General features: G+C 61.4%; 10 protein-coding genes. 5 read left to right on the forward strand and 5 right to left on the reverse strand.

Annotated elements, in window-relative coordinates; translation table 11 throughout:
- The first annotated feature begins 10 nt into the window (after positions 1 to 10).
- Positions 11 to 1207 (forward strand): multidrug efflux MFS transporter MdtH, encoded by a 1197-nt coding sequence (mdtH, locus tag BN1139_RS10425; protein ID WP_005340523.1) that lies wholly within the window; start codon positions 11 to 13, stop codon positions 1205 to 1207.
- Positions 1208 to 1346: 139 nt separating this feature from the next.
- A complete protein-coding gene (locus BN1139_RS20995) occupies positions 1347 to 2258 on the forward strand; it encodes a bifunctional helix-turn-helix transcriptional regulator/GNAT family N-acetyltransferase (RefSeq protein WP_005349019.1) in 912 nt (303 codons plus the stop codon).
- Positions 2259 to 2508: 250 nt separating this feature from the next.
- Here BN1139_RS20995 and prfC read toward each other — a convergent pair whose 3' ends face one another.
- Complete coding sequence (prfC, locus tag BN1139_RS10435; RefSeq protein WP_085942070.1) at positions 2509 to 4098, reverse strand: peptide chain release factor 3; 1590 nt, start codon at positions 4096 to 4098, stop codon at positions 2509 to 2511.
- A 429-nt stretch (positions 4099 to 4527) separates the two neighbouring features.
- Here prfC and BN1139_RS10440 point away from each other — a divergent pair, with 429 nt between their 5' ends.
- Positions 4528 to 5250 carry an SDR family oxidoreductase gene (locus BN1139_RS10440; protein WP_005349017.1) on the forward strand — a complete coding sequence of 241 codons (723 nt, stop codon included), beginning with the start codon at positions 4528 to 4530 and terminating at the stop codon, positions 5248 to 5250.
- A 141-nt stretch (positions 5251 to 5391) separates the two neighbouring features.
- Here BN1139_RS10440 and BN1139_RS10445 read toward each other — a convergent pair whose 3' ends face one another.
- The 3 genes from BN1139_RS10445 to BN1139_RS10455 all read right to left on the reverse strand — a co-directional run bounded on the left by BN1139_RS10445 (position 5392) and on the right by BN1139_RS10455 (position 10542).
- Complete coding sequence (locus BN1139_RS10445) at positions 5392 to 7239, reverse strand: tetratricopeptide repeat-containing diguanylate cyclase (RefSeq protein WP_005349016.1); 1848 nt, start codon at positions 7237 to 7239, stop codon at positions 5392 to 5394.
- Positions 7240 to 7464: 225 nt separating this feature from the next.
- A complete protein-coding gene (gene viaA, locus BN1139_RS10450) occupies positions 7465 to 8919 on the reverse strand; it encodes an ATPase RavA stimulator ViaA (RefSeq protein WP_005349013.1) in 1455 nt (484 codons plus the stop codon).
- Between the two features lie 9 nt (positions 8920 to 8928).
- A complete protein-coding gene (locus BN1139_RS10455) occupies positions 8929 to 10542 on the reverse strand; it encodes an ATPase RavA domain-containing protein (protein WP_005349010.1) in 1614 nt (537 codons plus the stop codon).
- A gap of 314 nt (positions 10543 to 10856) precedes the next feature.
- On the opposite strand from BN1139_RS10455, the gene BN1139_RS10460 reads away from it, so the two are divergent.
- Entirely contained in the window at positions 10857 to 11291 is a 435-nt protein-coding gene (locus BN1139_RS10460; protein ID WP_005349006.1) for a DNA polymerase III subunit psi, read from the forward strand.
- Positions 11292 to 11409: 118 nt separating this feature from the next.
- Positions 11410 to 11859 (forward strand): ribosomal protein S18-alanine N-acetyltransferase, encoded by a 450-nt coding sequence (gene rimI, locus BN1139_RS10465; RefSeq protein ID WP_005349003.1) that lies wholly within the window; start codon positions 11410 to 11412, stop codon positions 11857 to 11859.
- Positions 11860 to 11896: 37 nt separating this feature from the next.
- On the opposite strand, the gene BN1139_RS10470 is transcribed toward rimI, so the two are convergent.
- On the reverse strand, positions 11897 to 12400 hold the full coding sequence (locus BN1139_RS10470) for a hypothetical protein (RefSeq protein ID WP_370510292.1): 504 nt from the start codon (positions 12398 to 12400) through the stop codon (positions 11897 to 11899).
- Positions 12401 to 12417: the final 17 nt, after the last annotated feature.

A 12417-nucleotide genomic window follows, 5' to 3' on the forward strand; every position in this document is an offset into this window, starting at 1 on the left:
AGAGGGCGTTATGGTCGATAGGGCGAGGTTTTGGGGACGCTGGTTTCTGGCGCTGGATACCACACTGGTGATCCTGGGTTTCTTTGTGGTGATGCCGATGATCAGCCTGCGCTTCGTCGATCAACTCGGCTGGGCGGCCGGTCTGGTGGGGCTGGCCCTCGGCCTGCGCCAGCTGACCCAGCAGGGGCTGGGGATCTTTGGCGGCTCGCTTGCCGACCGCTTCGGCGCCCGCCCGCTCATCGTCACCGGCATGTTGCTGCGCGCCGTCGGCTTTGCCACCCTGGCCTGGGCCGACAGCGGCGCCATGCTGATCTTCTCCTGCTTCCTCTCCGGACTGGGCGGTTGCCTGTTCGACCCGCCACGGGCGGCACTGGTGATCAAGTTCACCCGTCCCCATGAACGGGGCCGCTTTATCTCCCTGCTGATGATGCTGGAGAGTGCGGGAGCCGTCACCGGTGCCCTGCTAGGCAGCTGGCTGCTGCGCTTTGACTTCACCTACGTCTGCCTGCTGGGCGCCGGGCTCTTCACCCTGGCGGCGCTCTGCAACTGGACCCTGCTGCCCGCCTACCGCCTCTCGGTCAAACCGACTCCGATGCGGGAAGGGTTGGGACAGGTGCTGGCAGATCGCGCCTTCTGCCGACTGGTGCTGATCCTGAGCGGCTACTACATGCTGTGGGTACAGGTGATGCTGATTTTCCCCATTCTGGTCAAGCAGCTCTCCGGCACCACCACGGCAGTGGGCTGGATGTACAGCCTGGAAACGGCGCTGTCGCTGGCACTGCTCTACCCTATCGCCCGTTTCAGCGAGCGGCGCTATCGGCTGGAGAGCCGACTGATGGCAGGCATCCTGCTGATGACGGTGGGGATAGGGCTGGTCGCCTTTGTCAGCACCCTCTCCGGCATCTTCGTGCTGCTGGCCTGCTTCTATCTGGGGATCATCATCTGCGAACCGGCCCGGGAGACCCTGATGACCCGGCTGGCCAACCCCACAGCCCGCGGCAGCTACATGGGCTTCAGCCGCCTCGGACTGGCGCTGGGGGGCATGACCGGCTATGTGGGCGGCGGCTCCCTCTATGACTTCTCGCTGCAACAGGGACAACCGGCCCTCCCCTGGCTGGTGCTGGGCACCATAGGCGTCGCCACCATGTTGCTGCTGGCCCGCTGCTTCTCCCGCCGCCCGGAGCTCGCTATCAGAGCCGCCGCCTGACGACCACCCCACCTGCGGCAGCCCAATCAACGGGGCTGCCGCTCACCCCATATTCTGCAAGTCATCACAGCAAAAGGTTGCGAATTACAACTTTTACGCTATTTTAGTTGTCATGCACAACTAAAAAGGAACCCACGATATGGATCCCCGTCCCCTGCGCGCCCTGTCGCGCGATCTGGTTCGCGAACTCGGCATGCTCTCCCAGCAGTGCGGCAATCTGGCCCTCACCCCCATCGAGGCTCACCTGCTGATCGAGCTGGAAAACGCCCCGGCCACCAACCAGCAGCTGGCAGAAAAGCTGCACATCGACAAATCCAACGCCAGCCGTCCGCTGGCGCGCCTCGCCGAGCGGGAGCTCATCAGCTGGCACCCGCACCCCTCCGATGGGCGCAGCAAGGAGGCCCGCCTCACCGTCAACGGTCAGGGGATGCTGCTGGAGTTGCACCGGGAGATGGACGGGGCGATGGAAGAGATGCTGGCGCAGTTGAGCCTGCCCGAGCGGGAGCAGCTGTGGCAAGGGCTGCGGCTCTATCGCAGCGCCCTCTCCCGCGCCCGTCGCCAGCGGGGCTACCGGATCCGCCCCATCACGGCGGCGGACAATGCCCAGATCGCCTTGGTGATCCGCGCCGTCTCGGCCGAATATGGCCTCACCGCCGACAAGGGGTATGGGGTCTCGGATCCCAATCTCGACACCCTCTCCCAGAGCTATCAGGGGGAGAAGAGTCGCTACTGGGTCATCGAAGGGCCGGACGGTTCCATCCTCGGTGGTGGTGGTATCGCGCCATTGGCGGGAGAAGAGGGAGTCTGCGAGCTGCAGAAGATGTATTTTATGCCCGCCCTGCGCGGACTGGGCCTTGGCAAGCGGCTGGTGCTGCAGGCGCTGGATGCCGCTCGCGGTTTGGGCTATCTACGCTGCTATCTGGAGACCACAGAGGTACTGCGCGAAGCCACCAGCCTCTATGAATCATTGGGCTTTGAACACCTGCCCGCTCCCCTTGGCTGCACCGGCCACGGGGATTGCGAGATCTGCATGGTGCTGACACTGGGGTAGCCCCCCTCATCCCCAACCCTTCTCCCGCAAGAGAAGAAGGGGGCAAAAACACTTCCGCGATCTTTCAGGCAGACCTCTGATGGTTCCCTCTCCCTCCGGGAGAGGGCTAGGGTGAGGGCTGCTTGCGACTGGTATCTGCTGAACCATTCCCCCCTGCATCCCTCCTTAAACAAGCAAAACGGCACAAAACAAGAGACCCCGCCGAAGCGGGGTCTCTTTGATTATCTGCCAACAGGCAAACAAACCATTATCAGTGCTCGCGAGTCTGGCGGAACTCCACGTCCGGGTGACGCTCCTGAGCCAGGCGCAGGTTGACCATGGTCGGTGCGATATAGGTGAGGTTGTCACCGCCATCGAGGGCCAAGTTGACCTCGTTCTTGCGCTTGAACTCTTCGAACTTCTTGACGTCGGTCCCTTCCACCCAGCGGGCGGTGGAGACGTTGACCGCCTCGTAGATGGCCTCGACGTTGTACTCGCTCTTGAGGCGCGAAACCACCACGTCAAACTGCAGCACACCGACCGCACCAACGATGAGATCGTTGCTAATCAGCGGACGGAACACCTGTACCGCGCCCTCTTCGGAGAGCTGGACCAACCCCTTGAGCAGCTGCTTCTGCTTGAGCGGGTCGCGCAGGCGGATGCGGCGGAACAGTTCCGGCGCAAAGTTCGGGATACCGGTGAACTTGAGATCTTCACCCTGGGTGAAGGTGTCGCCGATCTGGATGGTACCGTGGTTGTGCAGACCGATGATGTCACCGGCGAAGGCGTCTTCCGCCTGCTCACGGTCACCGGCCATAAAGGTCACGGCATCGGAGATGTTCACATCCTTGCCGATACGCACATGGCGCATCTTCATGCCCTTGCTGTAAGTACCTGACACGATACGCATAAAAGCGATACGGTCACGGTGCTTCGGATCCATGTTTGCCTGGATCTTGAACACGAAGCCGGAGAACTTCTCCTCGGTCGCCACCACTTCGCGACTCTCGGCCTTGCGCGGCATGGGAGACGGCGCCCAGTCAGTCAGGCCGTCCAGCATGTGGTCAACACCGAAGTTACCGAGCGCGGTACCGAAGAAGACCGGGGTCATCTCGCCAGCGATAAAGGCATCGTGATCGAACTCGGGAGAGGCGCCCTGCACCAGCTCCAGCTCGTCGCGCAGCTGCCGGGCCAGATCTTCGCCGACGGCGGCATCCAGATCCGGGTTGTTCAGCCCCTTGACCACCCGCTTCTCCTGGATGGTGTGGCCCTGACCGCTCTGATAGAGATAGGTCTCATCCTTGTAGAGGTGATAGACCCCCTTGAAGGATTTACCGCAGCCGATAGGCCAGGTGATGGGGGCACACATGATCTTCAGCTCGCGCTCCACCTCGTCCATCACTTCCATCGGATCGCGCACTTCGCGGTCCAGCTTGTTCATGAAGGTGAGGATGGGGGTATCACGCAGGCGGGTCACTTCCATCAGCTTGCGGGTCCGGTCTTCAACACCCTTCGCGGCGTCAATGACCATCAGGCAGCAGTCGACCGCGGTCAGGGTACGGTAGGTATCTTCGGAGAAGTCCTCGTGACCCGGGGTGTCGAGCAGGTTGACCAGACAATCGGCATAGGGGAACTGCATCACCGAGGTGGTAATGGAGATACCACGCTGCTTCTCCATCTCCATCCAGTCGGATTTGGCGTGCTGGCCCGAGCCACGGCCCTTGACGGTACCGGCGCGCTGAATGGCCTGTCCGAACAGCAGGACTTTCTCGGTGATGGTGGTTTTACCCGCATCCGGGTGCGAAATGATCGCAAAAGTGCGTCTCTTGGAGACTTCACTCAGAAATTCAGCTGACATAATTCAACGTTCTTCTATTGAGCGGTGGCATCAGCCACCGTGGGAATAAATCCGGAATGCCGCTCACGGCACATGTATACGCAACGAAAGCCACGCCAGCTGGCGTGTTGCCAACCTGGTGGAGAGAGGGAGGAGGGTTGCGTTACATGGGTCTTCTCGCCTGAGTCAAAGCAAAATTGCGCGACATTATACCCGCGCGAGTGAAAAATACCCAGCCTGACAAGAGATGATAATTTGGCCGCTCAGCCGTTCCACAGGTTCCAACTGAACAGAAAATCAAACACTCCTAATCGGATGGCAGCATCCGGACCACGTGGACTTGGCCCCCTCCCCATGCCAGCAACAACCACCCTTGATAAATTTTCATACTTGGACTTTCCCTATCCAGCTACAAATATGTAAATCGTATCTACATAATGGAGAGGTCATTACATGAAACATTCCACCCTGCACAATCAACAGATCGTCATTATCGGTGGTACCTCGGGTCTTGGCCTGGCCACCGCCCAACAAGCGATCGAGCAAGGCGCCAAGGTCATTATCGGCGGTTCCAGCCGTGAGCAGCTTGCCACTGCGCTGGCTGAACTGGGCCCAAGTGCCAGTGGCCATCAACTGGATATTCTCGACGTCGACTCCGTCAATCACTTTTTCAACCAGCTGGATTCGCTGGATCATCTCGTCATTACCGCCGCAGTCATGCGACCAGGCAGCTTTCTCACCTCTGCCATCGAGGATTTGAAAATCAACATGGACAGCCGCTTCTGGGGAAGTGTTCATGCGATCCGCGCCGCAGCACCCAAACTGTCCGAGCGCGGCTCCATCGTGCTCACGTCCGGGATGGTGACGCGCCGCCCACAACTAGGTAAAGCACTCCCTGCCGTTGCAGCTGGCGCGGTTGAAACGCTGGCTCACAGTCTGGTGACCGAGCTGACCCCCCGTCGGATCAACGTCATCAACCCGGGCCCCATGCGCACTCCCATGTTGCTTAAAGCGCTGGGCAATGACCCACAAAAAGTGGCTGCCGTGGCGCAAAGCCTGCCGTTGAAACGCTTGGGTGAGGGAGAGGATTATGCGCAGGCCGCACTATTCCTGATGAGCAATAACAACATGAATGGTGAGGTACTTCACCTCAATGGCGGAAGCGCCTGGGCATAACGCCCTTCTGACGGTCTTCTGCGCTCGCGCTTGCCAATCTGTCATCGCAGGCAAGAACGAGCGCAGGGGACGAGCATCATCGCCGTATCAGTGTGCTCCCCAATGGCGATGACATCCTGCTGAGTGACAATACCCAGCCCGTCACTCGTCTGTTTCCACCCGGTTGCGCCCCGCCTCTTTCGCACGATACAGCGCATTGTCTGCACGCTGGATCAAGGCCGCCAGATCCTGATCATCGTCTCGCAGAGAGGCACACCCGATACTGATGGTTACCGGGTACGACATGCCGGGCAGCGCCCGGTTGGCGACCGTGTGGCGGATCCGCTCAGCCACCCGGCACGCCTCTTCAAGGCTGGTATCCGGCAGCAGGATCAAGAACTCCTCTCCGCCGGTACGCCCCAACTGATCCTGGTGTCGCAGCTGTCGATCTGCCGCCCGAGAGACCCATTGCAGTACCCTGTCTCCCTGGTGATGGCCCAGGGTATCGTTGATCCGCTTGAAGTGATCGATATCGAACACCAGCAGACAAAATGGCGTGCCCTGCCTGCGAGCCAGCGCCAGCATATCGCTGCCCTGTCGCAGCACCCGACGGCGGTTGTTGATGCCGGTCAGCTCATCGGTAAAGGCCAGACGACGCATCCGACGGTTGCGATCAAGCAGCCACCCCATCGTCAGCAGCGCCAGTACCCCGCAGAGCACCATCACCACCAGCAGCCAGAAACGACGCTCCTTGACCTGCTCCAGCTCCTGCTGCTGCAACTGTTGCTCGACTCGCAGTCGCTCGTTCTCCCCCTCCTGACGGGCCAGCTCGAACTCGCCGCGAACCCAGGCCGTGCTCTGTTCCCGTAACAGCTGATCGAGCCGCTGCTCCTGCACCAGATGCTCCCGCAATGCGGCCAGTGCCGCCGGATAATCGCCTTGCAACTCGAGCGCCCGACTGCGTACCCAGTAGAGCTCGAGCAAAAAGCGTACGTGCCCTTCCACCTTCAAAATCGGCTCAATCTTCTCAAGCGCACGCAAGGCTGGCGCCGGTTTCTGCTCTTCGACTCTCAACCTCGCCCGCACCAGCTCGAGATGCGCATGGAGGATGGGGTCAACGTCGGGAGAGAGCACCTTCGCCGCTTGTGCCAGCAAGCGTCCGGCATCAGCGGGGCGATCCAGCCCGAGCAGAGCCTCGGCCTGCATCACCATGCGTTCGGCATGCTCAATCAGATATTGAGGCTGATTATAAAAGGCCGCACTGCGTTCAAGCTCGCCCAGCGCATCCTGATAACGCCCGGTCTGCAGATAGACCATCGCCAGTTGATCACTGAGCCTTGCCGAGCCAAACCCGTCGTGACTTCTGGCAAAATGCTCGCTCAGCCGGTTGAGGGTGGCGAGCGCTTCGGCATAGAGGCCCATACGACGAAATGTGGCTGCAATCTCGAGCTGCGCCTGGTGATACCAGGTGGGCAACCCCAGCTGCTCGTAGATATTGTGCGCCTTGGTGAGATCCATCAGCCCCTGGCCTGAGACCCCCTGAAAAGACAGCATGGCCCCCCGGCGGGCCAGCGCCAGCGCCTCCAGCTTCGGCAAGGCGGCCTCTCTTGCCAGCCGCAGCCCCTCATCGTAATCGTGACGAGCCTTCGCTACCTCGCCGAGCAGCTGATTGAACCAGCCGCGGCAAATCGTCAGCTCCGCCACGGCGGCGTCATCACCCTGCTCGCGCGCAATGGCCAGCATCCGCTCCGCATTGGCGATGGCGGTACGGGACTCCTGCATGTCATCGGCCGATTGAGCCCAGCAAGCCAGACGACTGATCCGCATCTGCTGCGACGGCGGATAGGCGTTGCCGTCCCGCTGCAAACGGGCAACGCGTTCCCGCAACAACTCGATCGGCTGGTAGACCCGCTCCATCCCTCCCAGTTCATTTTCCAACTGCTCGGGGGACAAGGGTTTGGCTGCCAGCCCGAACGCCGCCAGCAACAGCAGCAAGGCAAGTCGGCTCATACACACTCCGGATCAATGGGAAAGATCATCGGGCAAGCCGATGCCGGAAAATCACCATCTTTCCCCTGTAACAATGGTTGTAAAGGCTATCACCCGGACAGAGAGCCCGAATGGCAGGCTAGTCATATTTTACTGCGATATCATCGCGTTGGAATGAAAGCGGGGACGCACAGCGAAAAAGAGGGGCGGGATAACAACTCAAGAGGGGTTGCCCCCTCCCGGTCACTAGTGATGCTGCCAGCGCCGCAGCAGCCGGCCGCGCAGGCCGCAATCGAGCAGCCAGCTGTTGTCAAATACCCGCAGCAGCGCCTGCTTGGCGTGGCGGGACATGGCAACAGCGTGAAAACGGGTCTGGCGCTGGCGATAGCGGTTCATCTGATCGAGCAGGAGATGAGGCAGGCTTTGGGCGATAAAGTCGGAGATGACCAGCACATCCGCCTTGGCAAAGGCGGGATCATCGAGCTTGGCCAGCGCTTTTTCCAGGCAGGGCACCAGATCGGTACCGCCGTGAAAACTCATGGAGAGGAAGCGCTCCGCCTTGTCCAGTCCGGTATCGGCGGTGATCTCAAGGGTCGCCACCTCGGTAGAGAAGAGCATCAGGTAGCAACCGCGCTTCTCATCCATCGCCACCTTGAGCAGCGCCAGAAACAGTGCCTTGGCACACTCCTCGGGATAACCCCCCATGGAGCCCGAAGTATCGACGCAGACGATGAAGGGGCCTCGCTGCTGCAACTGCTGCCCCCCCTGCTCCGGAGTGCGCAGCATGATGCGCTGGCGCGGCAAGGTGCCGCGCGACTGGTAACTGAGCAGACGCCGCTCCAGATAGCGGCGATAGAACTCCAGCTCCAGCTCCGGCAGCCCCAGCATCACCGCCTCGCTTGGCAGCAGCCGCATCAGATCGCTCGCCTGATGAATGCCCACCAGATCGTCCGGCACATCGTCGCTGGGTGCTGGCTCCAGCTCCAGCACCTGAACCGGCGGCACAGGTTGCTCCTGCGCCCGCCGATCCCGCTCGCTACGCCCGAGCAGACCGGCAATCTCCGCCAGCAAGGGCTCGCGCTGCAACATGCGGGCATACTGCTTGACCAGCACCAGACTGCGCTTGTGCCAGTGTCCCTGCGCCAGATCCCAAAGACCACCAGCGGAGATCTGGTTGGGGTCGAGGGCATCGGCCAGGGTGCGGCTCGCCAGCAGCTGATCTTCAATCTCCTGACGCTGCTTCTCCCGCTCCGCTTCGGCGATCTGCTGCTGCAGTTGCAGCAGGCTCCCCACCAGACTGGCGCGCCACTTGTCGATAAAGAGCTGGCGCAGCCCCTCGGTGGGGTGAGCAGTCAGCTGACGCACCAAGGATCTGGCCTCACCGGCGAAGGGGCTGTACTGCTCCAGCGACTCCAGCAAGCCGGGCAGGCGACCAATCAGCTCGGTCATCGGCAGTTGCCGGTGCGCCTGATAGAGCAGGTACTCCTGCTCCAGCGCCACCGGCACCGGCTTGTGACGGATCTCCTCACCAAGCTGCTCGCCCCAACTCTGCAGGCGCTTTTTCAGCAGCTTGCCCTGTAGCGGGGAGCGTTTGATAAATTCGGAAATCTTGGGTGAGGCCGCCAACAGGAGCGCCACCTCACCCGCAAGCTCCCCTTCGCCAATCAGGAGCCCCAGATCCAGCATGCCGATCTCAAGCATGAGCGCTCCTTACTCGTCCAGCCTTGGCAACCGCTCGCGCCACTGGGTCAGCTCGCTGCGCAGCAGTTCGAGATCCCGGTTCAGCACGAAGAAGCTGTCTTCCACCTGCTGCAACCAGCGTGAGTCGATAAAGAGGTGTTGTTGATGACGCTCGAACAGGCTGCGCTGCTGCTTGAGTATCTGCATCACCTTGCCGACCTGAACCAGCTGCTCGTCGAGCGACTGCAACCAGGGCGCCAGCACCACCTCGGGGATGGCGTTGCGCTCCATCAGCACCAACGGGATCTGCTGGCGCTGGATATCGAGCACCTGCAGCCGCAGCTCATCGTCCAGCACCAGCTCGTAATGGCCCTCTTTCGGGTTGCCGAACTCATAACCCACCAGCGCCTCGCCGGTCGGATGCCAATGGGAGAGCAGGGTGCGATCGAACACCAGGGTGCGGGTGAGGCGCTCGGGATCGCTGCCATCCAGCGGCGCCGGGGTGAGCAGATGGAAGTGCACCTGCTTGCCAAAGGGTCTGGCATTGGCAAGCGGGATCTCGATACCACGGGCCCGCCGGCCAAACCACTGCTTGCGCTGGCGGGCCTTTGTGCAAAGGCGCTGAGCCACGCTCTGTTTGAGCTGTTTGAACTGATCCCGCAACGCCAGCAGCTGACGGGTCATCGCCAGTTGCTGATAGCCGTAAAGGCGGGAAAACTCGGTCATCATCTCCAGCAGGGCGGTGCGGGACTCCTCGTCATGCCAGAGACAATCCTTGAACAGCAGCAGATCTACCGGTGCGACCTCGTCACGGCCATTGAAGAAGGCGCTCGCCTTGATAAGCCGTACTGCCTTCTTCCAGCGGCGATCCGACACATAACAGCGATGGGCCAGCTGGCTGTCGAGCTGCTGGCGCAGCTGATAGATGAGCTCGAAACAGGCATCGGGCAGGCGCACCTGTTCAATCTGGCCCTGCCACTGCTCGTACTCATCCCCCCGGATCTGCAGGGATTCCGGCAAGTTCTGGTGGGCGTGGCCATCGCTGGCCAGCATGGATTGAAAGTTGGCTTTCTCCTGCACCCGGTCCATCCAGATCCGCACCAGCATCCGGTCGTAGAGCGCTTCCAGCCCGCTGTCCGGCGCCGGCAGCTCGTTGGAAGCAGTCACCAGCAAGCGCATCGGGATGGGGTGCTGGCTGTCTCCGTTGCGAAACTGCCGCTCGTTGATGGCGGTGAGCAGGGTGTTGAGGATGGCAGGGCCCGCCTTCCAGATCTCGTCGAGGAACACCACTTCGGACTCCGGCAGATAACCTGTGGTGAGGCGCAGGTATTTGCCATCCTCTTTCAGCGCCTGAATGGAGAGGGGGCCAAACACCTCCTCCGGCGTACTGAAACGGGTCATCAGGTATTCAAAGTGGCGGGCGTCGTGAAAGGCCAGCTTGAGGCGGCGGGCAATCAGGCTCTTGGCGATACCGGGTGGCCCCAGCAAGAAGACACTCTCACCACTGAGGGCAGCCAGCAGACCGAGGCGCAGGGCATCCTGCCGTTCGTAGAGTCCCTCACCGAGGGCGGCCAGCAGCCGGGGCAAGCGCTCCTGGATGGGAATAAGACGCGCAGGATTCTGGGCTTGAGCTAAAGACGACATAGAGAGTGTTCCGAAGCTGGAATGATGTTAGCCCCAAGGCGCGATATCCATTTGCTCGACCTTGGGTTTTGTCTTGTTATGATGTTTATTCTGGTATCGCTTGCCGCACAATACCCGCCTCTGGCAGGAAAAAACGCAAAGGCAGTGCGATACCGTATCGGCAGCGTGCTGCGCCCATGCATGGCAAGTGTCGTGATGAGCACCATGCCCGCATGCGCCAGATGATGCGTTGCAAAGGGTGCAGCAAAAGCGGTTCGAGTGTACCCTGCGCAACACAATTTTCCCCAATGCAGATCAAGAGTGAGTCGCCTCAAATGCAAGATCCCGTTCGTCAGAGCATGTTGGCCCGCATGGGCATTCAAAGCTGGCAACTGCGTCGTCCGGCATTGCTGGGCGCAGCTCCCGCTCCCGAGCTTGCGCAAGATGCCGTGCAGCCCGACCAGACAGCACCGGCCACCAGCGCTCCGCTACCCAGCGGCAAACTCTGGCTGCTGGCGCCTCAGCTGCCTGCCACCACGCTGCTGGCGGATATCTGCCAGTTGCTCGGCATGACCCCCGACGAGGTCTCACTGCTCAGCGAGCTGCCGCCTGCCGATCTGCAAACGGCGGGCGCCTCCCCTCTGCTCTGGCTGACGGAGGCCAACCCCGCGCGGCCAAATGCGCTGATCTGCCCGCTCACCCCCAGCGCCGCGCAAAAGCGCGCCCTGTGGCAACAGCTGCGCCAACACCTTGCGGCCAGCGCAGCGTGATCCTGCATCATGCCGCCAAGACCCACTGTGATGCTGCTCTTTTTACCTGATTTTACAAATGCCGCCTCTGCAACCTCTGCTAACCACAGTGCCCAACATCTTGCCATCCGGAGCCCCCATGCCTGAGTTTCGTCCCCTGCTCGAGAGCGATTTCGACCTTGTCTACCCCATCGAGCAAGCCGCTCACAAGGAGCCGTGGAGTGAGGCCAACCTGCTCTCCTGCTTCGGCCCTCGCTATCTCAACGGCTTGATGCTGGTCGATGGTTCCCCGGCGGGCTTCTATATCTCGGATCTGGTGGCCGGTGACAGCTCGCTGATGAATATCTGTGTGCATCCGGCGTTTCAGGGCAAGGGGTTGGGACGGGCGCTGTTGCAGGCCTATCTGGCGCGCAGCAAGCAAGCCGGGGCAGAGGCCTGGTTTCTCGAGGTGCGGGCCGGTAACCAGACCGCCATCAACCTCTACGAGAGCGCCGGTTTTGCCGAATATTGCCGCCGCGCCGACTACTACGGCACCGGCAATGACAGGGAAGATGCGGTGTTGATGTCGCGACTGTTCGATTTCGGCTGATCCAGCCTGTTCGTCGCGCCCAAGCCTTTTGTCCCCCTCAATCGAGGGGGGCATTGTCCAGCGCGGGATCCTGCAAGGCCAGAGTGGTATGCACCACCGCCTCGAATCCGGCACCGGAGAGCGGCATATAGAAGCCACGCTGCCAGGTTTTTCCCGGCATCCAGATCTGGTCGATATCCACCACTATCTTGATGGGTCTGAGGGGCTGCCCCGGCTGCTGGATATAGATGCCGGGCGGTGTGGCGACTTTGGGAAAGCGGCGCAGGATCTGCTCGCTGCCATCCCCCTTGCCCGGGTTGAGCCGCACCGTCACCAGCCGGGCAAGCGGGCCAGCCATCTCCTTGCTCTGCCAGAATTTCTTCTCCAGATCGCCGCAGCGGCGGCACTTGGGGGTCTCCAGCACATAGAGCAGCGGATAGCCCAACGCCAGCGCCTGTTGCTGCGCCTGCTGATACCCATCGGCCCCCTGATACCAGGGATTGGCGGGCCCCTGTGATGACGTTCCGGCAAAGAACCAAAACGCAACGCCCCCCACCACCATCAGCCCGACCGCGGCCA

The sequence above is a fragment of the Aeromonas veronii bv. veronii genome, assembly GCF_000820225.1.
Taxonomy (GTDB): domain Bacteria; phylum Pseudomonadota; class Gammaproteobacteria; order Enterobacterales; family Aeromonadaceae; genus Aeromonas; species Aeromonas veronii.